This window comes from Patiriisocius sp. Uisw_017 (assembly GCF_047731265.1).
In the GTDB taxonomy this organism is placed as follows: domain Bacteria; phylum Bacteroidota; class Bacteroidia; order Flavobacteriales; family Flavobacteriaceae; genus Patiriisocius.
Map to the genome: position 1 here is coordinate 1621663 of NZ_CP159835.1, position 17044 is coordinate 1638706.

Consider the following 17044-nt stretch of genomic DNA (forward strand, 5'->3'; position numbering starts at 1 on the left):
ACAAATATAGGAAATATTCCATTATTTTGGAATAACTACCGATGTGTAATTCTTATCAATGTATATCCTTGTGATTGTGCTCGAAGTATAATTTGTGGTTTTAAAATTTCAGTAAGCGAGATGGGCGCAGCAATTTCCAATCCTTTTTGTGCAATTGTTTGTTGTCCAATACCATCATCTGTGAAGTCGCAGTCATTAATCTGGTTATAAGTAGGATCGTTTGAGTATTGAAAAAAGTTAGATTGATCCACATACACTTTTAGTCCATAGGGTTCTTCAATAGCGGTTCCTTTATTACTTGGTGTGGGATTTCAAGATGGTGGAATGGGCATTACTCCCATAATCCTATCTGTTGGTGTTTTTTTTGCTGAAATTGTTTTTGCCGCCTGTAAGATTTGAAGTTATTTGCCAGATTGCTGTGGGTTATTTTGCTGAAAGTTTTGAGCATTCTGTCCATTTTCAATCTTGTTGCAGTTTTGATTGAAGTTGCCAGCGTAGGCCATTTCATCAAACGGTTGTTCTTGTTCTTGTTTGCTATTTTGACAAGAAAAAAAATATAACTATTAATTTTCAAAGGAAGAGTGAAGCTTTCATCTGTAGTCACTATTTGATGATTAGGAAGATGGAATGCCCAGTTTTTTCATCTTCAATAAGTTTGTTAAAATTGATGGACGTTTCATAATTGGCATATTTTAAGTTGAATTAATTTTAGATTTATATCACTGCATCGAAACCTTTTTAAAACAGCATCAACTTTTTTTTAGAAATTTTTAGAAGGATAGTATTTTCTTATCTTTACAGTCATAATTTTTGTTGATGGACACCACTCATTTTATTCCAAAACCGTATTCATACTTAGTAGATAAAGGGAGTATTTCCTGCCAAGCTCCTAGTAATATTGCACTCGTTAAATACTGGGGAAAATACGGTGAGCAGTTGCCTCAAAATGCTTCGGTTAGTTTTACACTAAGTAATTGTAGAACAGAAACGACCATGCGTTTTGAAAAAAGAGAACCAACGAATGACTTCCAGTTTGAAGTGTATCTGGACGGAAAACGGGAAGAAGGTTTTGAACCTAAAATCAACAAATTCTTTGAGCGAATAGAGCAGTACGTTCCTTTTATCAAAGAGTATACTTTTAAAATTGATACCAAAAATACCTTTCCGCACAGCAGTGGGATTGCAAGTAGTGCCAGTGGAATGAGTGCGTTGGCTATGTGCTTGGTTGAATTAGAACTTCGACTCTGCAAGGCATACAGATCAGAAAACAACGCTCAGCCTGTCCTGGGGGGAACCGAATGGAAAGCATCTTTCTTAGCAAGACTAGGATCTGGAAGCGCTGCGCGAAGTATCGAAGGACCACTTGTAGTGTGGGGCGAACATCCAGCCATTGAGGGAAGCAGTAATCTTTTTGGAACCAAATATCTCTATGAAGTTCATGAGAATTTCACAAATTATCAGGACACTATCTTATTAGTAGACAAAGGCGAAAAGCAGGTGAGTAGCACCGTAGGGCACGATTTAATGGATGAAAACCCCTATGCTGAGGCTCGCTTTAAAACGGCAAATGATAATCTTTCAAGACTCATTTCTATTTTTAAATCGGGTGATATTTCAGAATTTATTAAAATTGTGGAAAGTGAAGCACTCCAATTGCACGGGATGATGATGGCAAGCAGTCCATACTTTATTTTAATGAAACCCAATACGCTAGAAATTATTAATCGCATCTGGGAGTACAGAAAAGAAGCAGAAAGCAACATTTGTTTTACCTTAGATGCTGGGGCTAACGTACACGTTTTATATCCTGAAAACGAAAAAAGTAAGGTGATAGATTTTATTAAAAATGACTTAGCTCCGTTTTGTAAAAATGGCGAGTTTATTGAAGATACCTTAGGAATGGGTGCCTCGATAATTTAGTGTTGGACGAGTATTTTTATTGTTTTAGACCTGTCATTAGATTCAAATTTTGCAAGATATAGTCCGTTTGCAAATCGCTCCAAGTTGAGTGTTGTCGTTTCAGTAATATTCGTGCTAGTTGCTATCTTTTTTTCTGTTAGGTCATAAATTGTTATGATGGAATCTTCGGTTATTGATGATGCTTCTATAACAAAAACTGCTTCGGTTGTAATGGGATTTGATTGTAGGTTAAATAATGTCTTATCTGTTATTAAGTATTTGTGAAGGTCTAAGTGTTACGTTCTGCTAATTGCAAAGAATATCAAACACATGATTTGAGTTGTTGTAACTTGCGGTTGTATTGGTTTCTGGGGAACAATTTGTGATTTCAGAATCTGATGTGAATACTACGAATTCATCGCCAATTTGTGGTTCAAAAGTTAGATTAACAGCGAATCCACCATTAAAATATGCTTCATTTACGTTCTCTATCAAATCATGATCAACTCCAGCAACATACCCATTAATATCTATCAATAATTTAGCAGTTTCTGTTTGATTATAATTTGTTGTGTTTAATTGTTGAATTCGTGGTCCTGGATCAAAATATCCATTGTTAGCTGTTGGAATTGTAAATGTCCTTAGAAATTGAAATGTTCCAGAACCTTGTAAAGCCCCATATTCTATAAATTCTGGAAATTCTGCATCTTAAAAAAAATAATTAGAAAAACTTGAGGCGTCATCAATTAATATGGTGCCTTCATTTAATAAGATTAATTCGTTGTTTGTAAATTCTAAGCCATTAAATTCATAGTCAATAGTCGAGTTTAAAATACCATAATTTCCAAACTGTTCATTACCTGTTCCACTTACTATAAAAGTACCGCCGTCTAAGTAAAATTCATTACTAAAACTTCAGAGCCTAGCGCCATATTCAAGAAAAATATTGAATGGATTTCCAGTTCCCATGATTGCCGATCCGGTTACGGGCTGCACCTGCAAGTCTACATTATCAAGCGTAATGTCATGGTTTCCTGTAATAAGAAGATCTGCTTCTTGTATTCTAAATGTCCCACCTCCCAAGAAGGTAACGTCATCCCAAGTTAATATACCGTTTACGCTATAAAATAAATTGCCGATGACCGTAGGATGCGTTATACCATTATTTTTAATTTATAAATAACCATTGCTGTAGCCGTTAATAGAGGCTCCGCTAGGCCCCAAATTATTAGCACCACTAAAAATTAAGCTCGCATTTTCTTCTATCTTAATTGTAGGTCCTAAAATTGTGTCCTGATTAAAGGGTTCAACAAGCAAGCTGACTTCGGCTACAGTGAAATCATAACAGCAGAGATACATATTTGAGTCGATAGTGAGATTGTCCGGACTATTTTTAAAAAATGAGCTTGTTATATTTAATAAACCGGGATTTGGTGTGTTAAAACTTAGGTCAACATCCTCTAGTGTTATAAGTCCCTGTTGAGGTTGTGAAATTAAACTTGCTTGATCATTTATAAAAAAAAGGCGCTGGGTTTGAAATTCCAGCGGCTTTAGTTATTGTTATAAATCCTGTATTTTTTAAAGTGAAATTTGATAAATTTTTAGCGGCATCCGTTGCTGTTCAATGTTCCTCCGCCAGCAAACTCTCCTTTGGTAAAATGATGGCAGAGGTAGAGAGTACTTCTATTCCCGCAGGAATTATAACTGTCCCTTCCCCATTTTGTAATGGGACCGTCCCCATATCCCAATTTAAAGGACCTGACCAGAAAACACCATTTCCATTTCCTGTCCAAGTATGAGCTTGACTCCACAATATTAAATTGCTAGCCAAAAAAATAGCTATAAATAAGGTTTTTTTTATCTCGAAATTTTAAGGTAAGACACGAAATTTCAGTTATTTAAAAGGATGCTGTTTTTGGTTAATTTCGACTTGACCTAATGCTCCATGTTACATTTTTGAGGTATCTTTGTGTTAAATTTGTATCTTTAACGTATACAACATCTTATGCACGGCCCACTTTTCTATTCAAAAATATTACTCTTTGGTGAATATGGTATTATCAAGGACTCCAAAGGATTGTCTATTCCTTATAATTTCTTTAAGGGGGCTTTAAAAGTGGACGAACACAAAACAATTACTACTTCAAAGAGCAATGATAGTCTGCGTCTTTTTTCAGATTATTTAGAAAATTTACAGACTGAAAGCCCAGCGTTGGTTTCTTTTGATATTAAAGGTTTAAAAGAAGATGTCGCTGCAGGCTTGTATTTTGACAGTAGTATTCCACAGGGATACGGTGTAGGAAGTAGTGGCGCCTTAGTAGCGGCTATTTATGATAAATACGCGGCCAATAAAATAACTATTCTTGAAAACCTTACGCGTGAAAAGTTACTCACGCTCAAAGATATTTTTGCAAATATGGAATCTTTTTTCCACGGAAAATCTTCTGGCTTAGACCCACTAAATAGTTATTTGAGCCTCCCGATTTTAATTAATAGTCACGATGATATTGAAAGCGCAAACATTCCTTCTCAAAAAGTAGATGGTAAGGGTGCGGTATTTTTACTGGACAGCGGTATTACGGGAGAAACTGCTCCTATGGTCAATATTTTTATGGAAAACATGAAACAAGAAGGTTTCCGTAATATGTTGAAAAATAAATTTGTAAAGCATACTGATGCTTGTGTAAATGATTTCTTAAACGGAGATGCAAAATCTCTTTTTACCAATGTAAAGGAACTTAGCAAGGTTGTCTTAGATAACTTTAAGCCAATGATACCGGAAGAATTTCATAAACTTTGGAAGAAGGGAATTGATAGCAATGCCTATTATTTAAAACTTTGTGGATCTGGTGGTGGTGGCTACATGTTAGGGTTTACAGAAGATATAAACAAAGCACGCACGGCTTTGAAAGACCACAATCTAGAAGTGGTTTATAATTTTTAGCACTTAATAGTATGCTAAGCCGAAAACAAAAACATTTTCTGTTGAAGTTTTTCAGCTTTCTATCTATCGTACGTGGGTATAATATTCTAGTAATTGCTATTGCTCAATATTTAACATCTGTTTATATCCTAGCGCCTCATTTGCCATTGCGAAAGGTGATTTTAGATCCTAATTTGCTAATGCTTGTTTTAGCCTCTTCTGTAGCAATTGCTGGAGGATATATTATAAATAATTTTTATGACAGCGAAAAGGATTTAATTAACAGGCCTCTCAAAACAAAGCTAGATAGGATTGTAAGCCAGCGAACAAAGTTGTCTGGTTATTTTATGCTCAATTTCCTTTCGGTCTTTTTTGCGAGTTATGTTTCTTTTAGAGCAGTATTGTTCTTTGCACTGTACATTTTTGGGATCTGGTTTTATTCACACAAACTAAAGAAATATCCATTTGTAGGCAATTTCGTTGCGGCAATCTTGGCGGTTATTCCATTTTTTGCAGTTTTTATATATTATCAGAATTTCAACAATGTTATTTTTGTACACGCAACATTTTTATTCCTACTTATTGCGATGCGGGAACTTACAAAAGACCTTGAAAACATTAAAGGGGATTTAGCGCAAAATTATAGAACCATTCCTGTAGTGTATGGCGAGAAACTTTCAAAAAGACTCATCACTTTTTTGGCTATTGCGACCACAGTGCCCATAGCGTTATTGCTTACTCGATTTGAAATTGGGTATATGAATTTCTATTTCTACGGCAGTAGTATTGCCTTGGCCGTTTTTGTTGTTATACTTTGGAAAGCTGAGAATAGATTTCACTATATCTTGCTGCACAACATCTTAAAATTTATTATTGTAGCAGGTGTATTTAGCATTGTGTTGATTAATGTAGCGCTAGTTTTAGATAGGGTATACTAACGATGTTTAATTAGCCAGCTATTTTATACAGTCTTTTACTTTAATACCCCGAGGCTCTTATTCGCTTTTAAATTTTGGATTTAGGTTTCTTTTTTATTTAATAGCTGGGTGACTATGTCTCGCCTTAGTTTATTGAATCTTTTAACTCTGCTGGCTTATCGATACCTCTATCTTTTTGGTCTTCTGGAGCGCTCACTTTTAACACAATAGCTGCTATTCTAAATCTTGGTGAGTTTTTATTTTGTCCAAGAAGAATGATTATATTCCTTGAAGCTTTTGATTACTTGAAAGTCACTCAAAATATGTGGCTATTACTTGTTTAATATAAGTGGCTAATATATATTCTGATATATAATGTGTTAGGTGTTTTTTAATAAGTTTAATTTTTTATCTGAAACTATCATTTTTAATGCTAGTTATCTTTTGTTTTTTGAATATCACTTTAAATGCTCAAAAAAATATAAATTCTCAGGTTGACACAAGTAATCAGAGCGGTACAATTTCAATATTTAATCCGCAAAAGATATTGTATGCCCAAATAATGGAGGAAAAGGGTGGTATTATCTTGAGGTGCATAGTTTAGTTACTTGTGTTGTACTGCGGTACTAATATTATTCTAGCTGGGTGGAAAATTTCCAAGCAACATAAACAATTAGAAGAGTTATGGCAATTTCAATGCCGCTAAGAAATACAAAAAAAAACACATGATTGATGGGTAAGAAAAGAGCGCCAAAACTAAAAACGCATCCATACTGTAAAGTCCGCCAACTATAATATTTAAGATTCTATTAATTTTGGCCTTTGTAAGTTCAAGTTATAAGTGCAACTGGCCAAGTTGATTTTATATTTTCTTCTATAAAGACCCAATTTTATATTTAGCGGACTTAGTTAATATTCACAGAACCTTAAATTAAGAACAAACGCCCTATGGTTTTATGCATTGTTATATGCTGGTTCTTTATTTTGAATTAAGTCATTAATTGAATCCCAAAGACCAATTCTTTTCTCTAATGATTGCTTCGCTACTGTTAGTGTTTCACTCCACTTCTTGTCGTCATTCCCACAAAGTTCTGAAATCATTTTAAGAGATAGCGGTCCGTGTTCATCTCCATCTAATTCTATATGTCTTTCAAGATAATAGGTTAATTTGTTATATGACTTGTTTCCAGAATCGGAATTTTTGAGAATTTCGATAAACATATCTGGGATAACATCTTCTCGTCCAAATGTAAATGCAGAGGCAACAAGGTGCGGTTTGTTTGTTTCAATAATTGAAAATGAAAACCTTACAAAATCTGCTACTCTTTTGTCTATGTTAATTTCATTTAATGAATATTCGACAGAATTCTCTGATTCTATATGTTTTATAAAATTGTTTATTTTATCTGTATTTGCACTTACCTGTAACATCGCATCCAAATACATTTCAAAATGACTTTTAGGTTCTCCTAATTCATTAATATCACTTTCTTCACCGTGAACAATTTCATTTATAAATCTTGAGAGCGTTGAATTTTTAGGAGGTGTCCAAGGTGTCTCAACTTTAGTCAAATTTATTTGAAGATTTTTTAAAAGTGACATAAAATCCCATACGGCAAATACGTGATTTTCCATAAATATTTTTATGTCCTCTAAATTATTTAAATTTTGATAAATATTATGATTCTGCAATTGATATCTTAATTCAGAAATCTCATTTTCTATGTGTTGTATTCTATTCATTTTGCTTGTATATAAGGGCAGTCTGACTAATAGCCATTCCGTTTTCTATTTTATTTACAAAATTACACATTTCGTATTAGAACTAGAATAAGATTGGTCTTTTTGTCTTTACAATATCAAATAGCGCTAAAAGACTTACGATTGACAGTACAGTCGTTTTGAGTATCAAAACGACTTAATAAACTAGTGAAAAGTGGGGTGAGAACCAATATTTTTAATGCAATTATAAAATGATGTGGCCTTACTTAAAAATAGTGTTTGCTGCCCATCCATATTAAAAATTTAGCCGCTTTAAACACGTCTTATTAGCGCTTGATTCAAGAAAAATAAGTCCGTTTTGAGGTGGTTACCTGTGTTATCGGGTTTATTACTTATTTAGTTCCAAACTATCGAGCTGTTTATTTAAAAATACAAATATTCTATCCCACGAATCTATGGAATCTAATGGGTTTCCTTGAAAATTTCCGCCTGATTTACAAGTGCTAGTATTGGAAAAATCTATTTGTGGAATAAATGGGAGTTCATCGAATTGGTGACCTTCATTTTCATACGAATAATGCTTGATTTCATATTTGAATTTATACTTCTCTGCGCTGGCTTTAATTTGATTACTCATCATTACCGATGGGCATTGAAGGTCGTCTTCCCCAGAGATTAATAATATAGGGCATTTTAGATTTTCGATTTTAATGGAGTTGTTTTCGATTCTTTTAGTTTCTAAAGGCTTATAGGGTTTTTGTGTTGGAATTAAGAAGCTGACTCTGAACTCTGGAATAAGGGAAAGGTGAAACACAGATATAAATTAGACTTACTACAATGAGAATTAGCAATGTGGTCGCAGAAATAATTTTCAAGACATTTTTTAATAGTTGCTATTTTTATTATTTATTCGCAGCGCTGTTTAAAGTGTTTATTGTGATTTTTTAATTAATGATAAGTCGTTATATGATAACATTTGTCACGTAACATTTTCATTTTAAAAATGGAGAGTCATCGCAGGTATGTCCCGAATATATATAATTTAAGTACAGGTCTACTTACTCGTTAACATTTTAGACCCTCTTTGCTCTCTCTAATTTCAAGTGTTTTCTAAAGCACAATTTACAAGCCAATTTTTCTGTTAATTCAAGCTACATGTTTTTTAATGAAGCTTGGGAGATTAAATCTATATCCAAAATAGGTTGTTACACACAACTCGTTGTTTATAACTGTTATTTGATATCCTCATTATAATACGTGTTTTTAAAGTTAAGGTTTCTACTAAAAATAATGTTAATGGGGCTATATCCTATTTGCAAGCTTCCAGTAATGATAATGGACAGCAGATTTTTTCTGTAAAACCCACATGTTCATCACCTCTATTATTAAACCTAATGCTAAATACTGGTCTTAGAAAAGGGCATACAAACCAATTTTCATGAATTATAAAACAATAACAATATTGGGCTGTCATACTAATTGTGTAGAATTAGCCAGCTATTTTATTCAATCTTTTCACCGTGCTGACTTATGTCAAGACCTCTCTCTTCTTGGTCTTCTCGCACTCTCATTTTTAGAAGTACGTCTACTATTTTAAATAATAATAAACTACCTCCAAAAGTGAATACTGAGGTTATTGCAAGTGCAATTAAATGATAGAAGAAGGTTGAGGTTTCGCCATAGATTAATCCCACATTATTTGCTAAGATCCCGGTTAAAACCATCCCTACAATTCCTCCAATTCCGTGACTAGGAAAAACATCTAGGGTGTCATCGATTCCAGATTTGTTTTTTAGATGAATCATCCAATTAGAAACAATGGAAGCAACAAACCCAATAAGTACAGACTGGCCAATATTAACAAACCCAGCGGCCGGAGTGATGGCGACTAAACCTACCACAGCGCCTATACAAGCTCCTATTGCTGACATTTTTCGCCCTAGCATGCGTTCATAAAAAATCCACGTTATCATGGCGGTTGCTGAAGCTATATTGGTGTTTGCAAAAGCAATTACTGCATCACCATTTGCTCCAAGAGCAGAACCTGCATTAAAACCAAACCATCCAAACCAAAGCAAGCCCGTACCTAAAATAACAAAAGGGACATTTGCGTGAGTTTCAACAGCTACTTTTCTTTTTCCTAAATAAAGAGCTCCTGCTAATGCGGCAAATCCTGCAGACATATGTACAACGGTTCCGCCAGCGAAATCAAGGACTCCCCAATTTCTAAATAGACCATCTGGATGCCAGGTCATATGAGCAAGGGGGCTGTAAATAAACAAGCTAAATAAAACCATAAACAAAATATAACTTCTAAACCTTACACGGCCTGCAAAGCTCCCCGTAATTAGAGCTGGAGTTATTATGGCAAATTTTAGTTGGAAAAGTGCATAGAGTAAAAATGGGATAGTGCTAGAAAACTCAGGATTAGGTTCAAGACCTACATTTTTAAAATTTAAATAGGTAAGTGGGTTTCCTATAATACCTCCTATACTGTCTCCAAAGGCTAAACTAAAACCTACAAGAACCCAAAGAACACTAATAACCCCGAGTGCCACAAAACTCTGGAGCATCGTAGAAATAACATTCTTTTTATTAATCATTCCCCCATAAAAAAAGGAAAGTCCCGGTGTCATAAGTAATACAAAAGCACTTGCAACTAACATCCAAGCTGTATCTCCCTTGTCAATTTCTGATGATAGTTCTTGATAACTAGAGGCGGTAAAAGCACTAAAGGCAACTAAAACTGCGAGTACTATGAAATTGACTTTTTTACCCATGTTGGTTAGCGTTTTGGAGTATGGTTACACATAAATGGTATCGCTAAAAATCTCAAGAATTTTAACAGCTTTAAAACTAATAAATTATAAATAATATTTAAAGCTTTTTTTAATAATTGATGCGCAGAAATGTAACGAGCTTCGTTAAGCTACTAATACCCTTACTTGAGTTAGCTTTTTAATATCGTCCCAATAGGAAATGCATTTTTTTAATGATTGCTTTGCAATCCCCAATTCTTCAACCCAATTCTTCAACCCAATTCTGAAATCAATTTTAATTATATAGGCCTGTTCTATAGTCATCAACCGCAATATGGCATTCTAAATACTAATTGAGTTTAGTGTTTTGTTTAGTTTGTTTTTTATCATTTAGGGAGAGATATTATTAAATTATCTAAGCAAAAGTCTAGAGATATTTTTGAACTCTAAGATGGAAAAATAATTATTAACCGTCATATTTTTGCTAATAGAGTCTAGTTTGATAAAGTTATAAAGGATGCCAGAACAGAAATTAAAGTGACAAACTTCTTTAAAAAATTAAAGTTTTGGAAAAAGAAGACATAGTCAACTACCTCATATTTATATTTTAAATACCAGGCATTGGTTTTGAAGATTACACGTTGAAAGTAAGTTGTCAGCTTTTTTCGCTTTCAATTCCATATTTTTAATTGCCTAACTTTTATTTTTGGGTTTATCGCAATAATCAAGTATGATTGAAACCATAAATAAATACAAGAAATTCTTCATACAGACATTATTTATTCTACAAATGTTGAGTAAATAATAAAACGCTACGGGTGTAGGGCTTTTTTAATCACATGGTTTCAAATACGGCTCAAGGTTAAAAAATGCTTTATGCTGTTATTTATAAGCGCTACCAATGAATGTTTCTTTCTGTATTTTCTATATTAAAATAATACAAACGCTTGTAACCCTAGCGCTATTTTAAGGATAGAAGAGAAGCTTCACCCCAATATTTGATTATAGATAAATTATAGTCGTCTTAAATTTTACGTTTAAAGATATATCTAGTGATAAAAATTCCATTTCCGTCACCTTCACCAGAATCACTTTCAACAGCACTTGTAACAAAAACTAAATCCCATCCTTCCGCTAACATCATTGTTATCTTAGAAGATATTATCGCGTCATTTGCTGCGATATTTTGAAAGCGTATGCCTGCTATGTTATAGAAATTTAAGAGTTTTGTTTCTTCAAAATCTTTTAAACGAATATCTTTACGTTTTGATTTATTTCTGGAATTATCATCTTCGGTTTGCGATGAGGTAAATTTCGTATAATCTCTTTCTTCATTTCCGGAGATAAGTCTAGATCTTCCTAAACCAAGTGGCACAATAGATTCTACACTTGTAATTACTTTCACTTCAAATTTTGGTATAGCAGTTGTTGTTTCTTGGCTTTGAGCCTGTGTAATAGTTATGAATAATAGGCAAATAATTAAAAAATGAAATTGGTTTTTATTATTTCGATACATAATGAATATAGTTTATGGTTTAATTGTGTATAAGTGGTATAATCATATCTTTTGGCATAATTATACTGGATACTTCTAAGGTTCTTTAGTAAAGATAAATCTTTTCGACCAAAATATAACAGATTAATTAGCCCATGTTTATACTTTAATGTTAGGATAAATAGCAGCTTACAAATCAAATTTTCTGTTGATGCAACCCATGGGTTTTTTAATTATTTAAGGAGGATCAAATCTATGCCCAAAGTAGGCTATTATAAACAACTCATTGTTTGTAAATGTTGATTGCCGACCGTCATTATGGAAGGCGGTTTCAAAATTAAGGTTTACTCCAAAATAACGTTATGGGAGCTATATCCTTTTCGTAAGCCTCCATCTAATAACACTAGTCAGTAGAGTTTCTTTTGTTCTATCTTTATTTTCTGTCTTAGTAAATTAAGATAATGTGGATATACAGAGGCAAATCTCATCTTTACAATTCTTAAATATTGGTGGCATGTAATGTTCAATTTTTCTTTATTAAGAAATGCTCCAAAGATTTTCTCACTAATTTCCATCGCTTTTTTAAATATTCTTGGGAGGGAATATTTTAGACACGATATACCCTACAATCATGGCCAAGGCGAAAGAAGGCGCCAGAACATCTAATTCTATAAAATAGGGCCCTATTACTTCCATATTTGCAAACACAAACTTGAATAGTATTACTGATAAAAACCCAGTAATCATAGAAGCAATTGCCCCTTTTTCAGAATAGCCTTTCCAGAAAAGAGATAGAATAATTACAGGACAAAAAGTAGCTGCAATACCGGACCATCCAAAAATCATAATCCAGAAAATTTTTCTGTCAGGATATAGGTTATATAATAGGATTGCAATCCCAAGCGCGGCTAGTGCCATTAAAACAGTAACCAAGCGTGAAAAATTGGTTAAGTCTTCATCTTTTAAATCGGGTCTAAAAATTTTCTGATAGAAATCGCGTGTGATAGCACTAGAGGCTAAAATAAGTAGCGAATCAATTGTTGACATAATCGCAGAAAGTACAATAGCAATAAAGATTGCTACTAGAATTGTTGGTAAGAATTCGTTGGTGATCATGCTTAAAACATCTTCGCCGCCAGTTCCTAATATTGCTTCAGGGTCTTGTCCTTCTTTTGTAAAATAGATTCGAGCGAGAATACCTATCGTTACTGCTGCTGCATCTGTTAAAAAGGTAAACAGCAATGCAACCCATTTCCCTTTATCAATCTCACCTACACCTTTGATGGACATAAAACGAACATAAACCTGTGGAGATCCTAGGAAGCCTAAGCCAATCATCGAGAACCCCAAAATGGTAAATAAGTTCATCCATCCGTCATCGCTTCTCCCCATTATTTGTGTTAGGGTAGGGTCAATGGCGTTTAATCCTTCGGTAATTCCAGCACCATGATCCATGGAGAACCACACTACAATAGGAAGTAAAACCAAACCGAAAAACATTAAAACACCTTGGAACATATCTGACCAAACTGCGGCTACGAATCCTCCAATGAAAATATAGACCAACACAATGGAAAAGCCAACGAGCACGCCTATGCGATAGTCAATGCCTAGCATGGATTCAAAAGCAATTCCTGTAACGTCCATCTGGGAAGCAACATAAATAACCACAAATACTACTAACACAGAAGCAGAGATCATTCTAAGCGTGTTGGTGGATGATTTAAAATGACTTTGAAGGTAATCAGGGATTGTAATTGCCTTATAATCGTCAGACCTTTGTTTAAATTTTTTGGCCATGAATTGCCAAGAGATAAAAACTCCGAGGAGTTCACCCGCAACCACCCAATATGCAGAATACCCTGCCATGGCTCCCATTCCCGTTAGGCCAATTAAAAGCCATCCAGATTCACCAGTGGCTCTAGCAGAGAAAGCGACAGCCCAGAAACCCATTTTTTTTCCTCCCAAATAATAATCGCTCATACTTTTGACTCTTCTCGAAGCCAATATTCCTATTAAAAATAGGATAGCAACATAAATTCCTAAGACGATAATTTTTGTGATCATTGTTTTTTTTATTTATACAAAAAAAGAGTGTTTGTAGAACAAAAGCTAAGGTGTCTTTTAAAGCGCTGCAATATCTTCTTTAGAAGACGCGCTTGACTAGCTATCTTTTAACAACTACTTAAGGGTTGGTTTGTTTACGGTGAAGGTAGTATTTTTTTTACTTTTACCTATATTGCTTTTAGAACGCCTTATTGTTTTTATACAGAGTCCATGTTTGTAATGCTTGATTCGTTGCTGGGGCTGGCGTTAAAAGCAGTAAAGAAAAAGGAACGAGAGGGAAATTTGTCTGGCTTCACAAGCAGGAAAAAAAGAGAACAATGGGTTATATTCGTTTTTGAGCGAAATTATTTTTTAGTGAATAGAGCAATAGTATAATCTAAAAGTTCTTTATTATCACTTTTTATACCTCCTGGAATTGCTATTCTAATCGGGAAAATGCTCTTTTAACTGCAGGTTTTTTTTTAATCTACTATGCTGGCAGCTGTAAGTTTTGCTTTTTTTAGGGGCTTATCTTTAATCAAATAATCACCAAATAATATTTTTTTATTAGCGATGTAAGGAATCGTTTTCTTGCCTTTTATTTTAAAATTGCTGGAAGAATGTACTCTTCTAATATTTTTTCAGGCTGTTGATATTTCCCATTTCTATAGTTTCCAGAAGTAATAACGACCACTGTGTTTAACTCTGGTATAACAAAAATATTCTGACCTCCCGCACCTCTAGCTTCAATGGATGCTATGTTTCTATTATTTATAACATACGTTTTGTGCCACCATAAATAACCGTATTCATTTTTATCATTTGTATTCTCTAGTCTTAAATGCTTTTTGAAGGATTCTTCCACCCAATTTTTTCAGGTAATTTGTGGCCCTTTCCAAGTGCCTTTATTGAGGTATAATTGTCCAAATTTCAGCTTGTCTATGGGGGTTAAATACGTGCCAGTACCAAAATAAGGGGTCGTCGACGTGTTTTCTGTTTGAATTATATAGTTCGTAATTCCAAGTTGGGATAAAAGTTTTTGATCCATATACAGTGCTAACGGTTGTTCTAAACGTTCGTTTAAACTTACTCCAAGTAAAAATGGATTTGTAGAACCATAATTGGTTTGAGTTCCTGGTTCATTTATCCTGCAAGCTTCCAATACTGTTTTTAACCAATCATTTGAATTCTGATAGTTGTCTTCAGCAGCAGCCGAATTTCCTTCTATTCCAAAATCTAAAGCATCTAAGCCAGAACTCATAGTCAGTAAAAAATGGCTAAGTTCTAATTTATATATGTGTTTTTTTTGTTAAAAATGATAGTATATGATTCCTTCATATTTTAGAGATTTTCTAATTAGTTGTTCAACAATTATTCATAGAGAGATTGGACTTCCTAGTAATTTTGCGACTAATTTTCTTAGGCCGCTTTGTTGATTATTCTGTTTGGTTTTATTTCCATTTCTAAAGAGGTTAAATAGCCTAAGGAGGAGTGTACTCTTTTGGTATTGTACCAATCTATAGATTCGTATAATTGTGTATTAGAGGTAAATTTGAACCTGCACAGCCTCCATTTAAATCCCCCAATATTACAGGGCTGAAATCATAATTTTCTACTCCAATTAGCGCATCAATTACTTTGGATTGGATGTTCAGAATATTAGCTGAACCATCGCAACCAGAAACACTCATGGCAGGCCAGGGGTCTGTGTTGGCATTGGCAAAAATGATTTCCGCTATTCATTATCTGACAAAAGCTCAAAACGCACGCAGTATTCTCTGCCGTAGATTATATTGATTTTTTCAAGCCAAGCCTTGGTTTGCCTCAAAACCTCTTCTACTTTCACCCTGTCGCTTGTTCCAGCTACCGATTGGGTGAACTTGACAGTGACAGATACCGCCAACTTCAGTACCCGTAATTCTGTGCCTCTTGATAGGTTTATATCTATAAGCGGAGAAGGGTAGTTCTGAGATGTCAGATCAATAGTTGACAACAACAAGAAGACAAGAATGAGGTTTTTATTCACGATACCAGCTATTATTAAGAACAGTTTATTTTTTTCATTTCGTTTTGATGTAGTTGTTTCTTAATTTATTTGTTTTTAATCAAGTGTGCGGTACCTCATCATTTAATACAATTTGTCTTTGATACACCTCAACACGCTCAGAACATCAACAGTTTATTGCGATCGTTATATAGTAAATAGAAATCATTCAATTTAAAGTTTAAACGACTCTTTCCTTCTTTTAAATCCTTTTTCTTCTGTAATTTTATAGGATGAAAAATGAAAGCACGCTAAAAGTTGCTCTAGCGCAAATAGCGCCTGTTTGGTTGGACAAACAAGCAACCCTTAAAAAAATATACCATCAGATTGAAGAAGCCGCAAAAGAAAAAGCAGAACTTATTGTTTTTGGGGAAGGCCTAGTGCCAGGATATCCATTTTGGCTCTCATTAACAGGAGGTGCAGAGTGGAATCAAACCATAAATAAAGAACTCCACGCAGCCTATGTGCGCAATTCAATAACTATTGAAGATGGCGATTTAGACACCGCTTGTGCGTTGGCTAAAAAACACAAAATGGCCATGTATTTGGGTATTATAGAACGCCCTTTAGATCGTGGTGGGCATAGTGTTTATGCATCTTTAGTATATATTAATCAAGAAGGAATCATACAATCTGTGCACCGCAAGTTACAACCCACCTACGACGAGCGCCTTACTTGGGCTCCCGGCGATGGCAATGGACTGCAAGTACACTCCTTAAAGCAATTTACCGTAGGAGGTCTTAATTGTTGGGAAAATTGGATGCCCTTACCGCGCGCCGCCCTATATGGTCAAGGCGAGAACTTGCACGTTGCAGTATGGCCTGGCAGCGATCATAATACCAAAGACATTACCCGTTTTATAGCAAGAGAATCTAGGAGCTTTGTGATTTCGGTTTCGGCGCTAATGCGGAAAAGTGACTTTCCTGAAAACACCCTTCATCTGGATAAGATTTTAGAAAAAGCACCCCAAGTTTTAGCGAACGGCGGAAGTTGCATTGCAGGCCCTGATGGCGAATGGCTTGTCGAACCGGATACAACAACAAACGGGAATATTTATCATACCATAGATTTTAATCGTGTCTATGAAGAGCGACAAAACTTTGATCCTGTTGGGCATTACTCAAGACCCGATGTTACAAAATTACAGGTGAATAGAGAAAGGCAATCAACAGTTGAGTTTAGCAATTTTGAAAACAACAAAAAATAAAATATAAATTTCAAAAATAGAATAATCTAAG

At 34.5% G+C, this 17044-nt stretch carries 17 protein-coding genes and 1 pseudogene; 4 read left to right on the plus strand and 14 right to left on the minus strand.

Going from position 1 to position 17044, the window contains the following annotated elements; translation table 11 throughout:
• Positions 1-35: 35 nt before the first annotated feature.
• Positions 36-251 carry a hypothetical protein gene (locus ABXT67_RS07265; RefSeq protein WP_415376605.1) on the minus strand — a complete coding sequence of 72 codons (216 nt, stop codon included), beginning with the start codon at positions 249-251 and terminating at the stop codon, positions 36-38.
• An 80-nt stretch (positions 252-331) separates the two neighbouring features.
• A complete protein-coding gene (locus ABXT67_RS07270) occupies positions 332-604 on the minus strand; it encodes a hypothetical protein (RefSeq protein WP_415376606.1) in 273 nt (90 codons plus the stop codon).
• Positions 605-816: 212 nt separating this feature from the next.
• On the opposite strand from ABXT67_RS07270, the gene ABXT67_RS07275 reads away from it, so the two are divergent.
• Positions 817-1920: a diphosphomevalonate/mevalonate 3,5-bisphosphate decarboxylase family protein gene (locus ABXT67_RS07275; protein ID WP_415376607.1), complete on the plus strand. Its 1104-nt coding sequence runs from the start codon at positions 817-819 to the stop codon at positions 1918-1920.
• Here ABXT67_RS07275 and ABXT67_RS07280 read toward each other — a convergent pair.
• From ABXT67_RS07280 to ABXT67_RS07295, 4 genes are all read right to left on the minus strand, one after another.
• Positions 1917-2171, minus strand: coding sequence for a T9SS type A sorting domain-containing protein (locus ABXT67_RS07280; protein WP_415376955.1), 255 nt, complete (start codon positions 2169-2171; stop codon positions 1917-1919). The genes ABXT67_RS07275 and ABXT67_RS07280 overlap by 4 nt on opposite strands.
• Before the next feature lie 34 nt (positions 2172-2205).
• Complete coding sequence (locus ABXT67_RS07285; protein WP_415376608.1) at positions 2206-2436, minus strand: hypothetical protein; 231 nt, start codon at positions 2434-2436, stop codon at positions 2206-2208.
• Positions 2437-3072: 636 nt separating this feature from the next.
• Positions 3073-3258 carry a hypothetical protein gene (locus ABXT67_RS07290; protein WP_415376609.1) on the minus strand — a complete coding sequence of 62 codons (186 nt, stop codon included), beginning with the start codon at positions 3256-3258 and terminating at the stop codon, positions 3073-3075.
• Between the two features lie 262 nt (positions 3259-3520).
• Entirely contained in the window at positions 3521-3730 is a 210-nt protein-coding gene (locus ABXT67_RS07295) for a hypothetical protein (protein ID WP_415376610.1), read from the minus strand.
• A gap of 174 nt (positions 3731-3904) precedes the next feature.
• Between ABXT67_RS07295 and ABXT67_RS07300 the strand changes: the two genes are divergently transcribed.
• Together ABXT67_RS07300 and ABXT67_RS07305 are read left to right on the plus strand one after the other, a co-directional pair.
• Positions 3905-4843 carry a mevalonate kinase gene (locus ABXT67_RS07300; RefSeq protein ID WP_415376611.1) on the plus strand — a complete coding sequence of 313 codons (939 nt, stop codon included), beginning with the start codon at positions 3905-3907 and terminating at the stop codon, positions 4841-4843.
• Between the two features lie 11 nt (positions 4844-4854).
• Entirely contained in the window at positions 4855-5760 is a 906-nt protein-coding gene (locus ABXT67_RS07305; RefSeq protein WP_415376612.1) for a geranylgeranylglycerol-phosphate geranylgeranyltransferase, read from the plus strand.
• A 933-nt stretch (positions 5761-6693) separates the two neighbouring features.
• On the opposite strand, the gene ABXT67_RS07310 is transcribed toward ABXT67_RS07305, so the two are convergent.
• The 8 genes and pseudogenes from ABXT67_RS07310 to ABXT67_RS07345 form a co-directional block, all read right to left on the minus strand.
• A complete protein-coding gene (locus ABXT67_RS07310) occupies positions 6694-7482 on the minus strand; it encodes a DUF3050 domain-containing protein (RefSeq protein ID WP_415376613.1) in 789 nt (262 codons plus the stop codon).
• A 367-nt stretch (positions 7483-7849) separates the two neighbouring features.
• Entirely contained in the window at positions 7850-8275 is a 426-nt protein-coding gene (locus tag ABXT67_RS07315; protein WP_415376614.1) for an acyl-CoA thioester hydrolase/BAAT C-terminal domain-containing protein, read from the minus strand.
• 688 nt (positions 8276-8963) lie between these two features.
• Positions 8964-10241, minus strand: a complete 1278-nt coding sequence (locus tag ABXT67_RS07320; RefSeq protein WP_415376615.1) for an ammonium transporter — start codon at positions 10239-10241, stop codon at positions 8964-8966.
• A 1003-nt stretch (positions 10242-11244) separates the two neighbouring features.
• Positions 11245-11736, minus strand: coding sequence for a hypothetical protein (locus tag ABXT67_RS07325; RefSeq protein ID WP_415376616.1), 492 nt, complete (start codon positions 11734-11736; stop codon positions 11245-11247).
• Positions 11737-12297: 561 nt separating this feature from the next.
• Positions 12298-13782 (minus strand): sodium/proline symporter, encoded by a 1485-nt coding sequence (locus tag ABXT67_RS07330; protein ID WP_415376617.1) that lies wholly within the window; start codon positions 13780-13782, stop codon positions 12298-12300.
• Between the two features lie 577 nt (positions 13783-14359).
• Positions 14360-14626 (minus strand): hypothetical protein, encoded by a 267-nt coding sequence (locus tag ABXT67_RS07335; protein WP_415376618.1) that lies wholly within the window; start codon positions 14624-14626, stop codon positions 14360-14362.
• A gap of 9 nt (positions 14627-14635) precedes the next feature.
• On the minus strand, positions 14636-15022 hold the full coding sequence (locus ABXT67_RS07340) for a hypothetical protein (RefSeq protein WP_415376619.1): 387 nt from the start codon (positions 15020-15022) through the stop codon (positions 14636-14638).
• A 158-nt stretch (positions 15023-15180) separates the two neighbouring features.
• Positions 15181-15339, minus strand: a pseudogene (locus ABXT67_RS07345) (IS3 family transposase); the annotation flags it as partial.
• A gap of 699 nt (positions 15340-16038) precedes the next feature.
• On the opposite strand from ABXT67_RS07345, the gene ABXT67_RS07350 reads away from it, so the two are divergent.
• Positions 16039-17013 carry a carbon-nitrogen hydrolase family protein gene (locus ABXT67_RS07350; RefSeq protein WP_415376620.1) on the plus strand — a complete coding sequence of 325 codons (975 nt, stop codon included), beginning with the start codon at positions 16039-16041 and terminating at the stop codon, positions 17011-17013.
• Positions 17014-17044 lie beyond the last annotated feature (31 nt).

Bases quoted from the DNA above. Each gene is read 5' to 3' on its own strand.
- ABXT67_RS07275 (WP_415376607.1), top strand. From the start codon at position 817: ATGGACACCACTCATTTTATTCCAAAACCGTATTCATACTTAGTAGAT.
- ABXT67_RS07290 (WP_415376609.1), bottom strand. From the start codon at position 3,258: ATGTATCTCTGCTGTTATGATTTCACTGTAGCCGAAGTCAGCTTGCTT.
- ABXT67_RS07300 (WP_415376611.1), top strand. From the start codon at position 3,905: ATGCACGGCCCACTTTTCTATTCAAAAATATTACTCTTTGGTGAATAT.
- ABXT67_RS07305 (WP_415376612.1), top strand. From the start codon at position 4,855: ATGCTAAGCCGAAAACAAAAACATTTTCTGTTGAAGTTTTTCAGCTTT.
- ABXT67_RS07310 (WP_415376613.1), bottom strand. From the start codon at position 7,482: ATGAATAGAATACAACACATAGAAAATGAGATTTCTGAATTAAGATAT.
- ABXT67_RS07320 (WP_415376615.1), bottom strand. From the start codon at position 10,241: ATGGGTAAAAAAGTCAATTTCATAGTACTCGCAGTTTTAGTTGCCTTT.
- ABXT67_RS07325 (WP_415376616.1), bottom strand. From the start codon at position 11,736: ATGTATCGAAATAATAAAAACCAATTTCATTTTTTAATTATTTGCCTA.
- ABXT67_RS07330 (WP_415376617.1), bottom strand. From the start codon at position 13,782: ATGATCACAAAAATTATCGTCTTAGGAATTTATGTTGCTATCCTATTT.
- ABXT67_RS07340 (WP_415376619.1), bottom strand. From the start codon at position 15,022: ATGAGTTCTGGCTTAGATGCTTTAGATTTTGGAATAGAAGGAAATTCG.
- ABXT67_RS07350 (WP_415376620.1), top strand. From the start codon at position 16,039: ATGAAAAATGAAAGCACGCTAAAAGTTGCTCTAGCGCAAATAGCGCCT.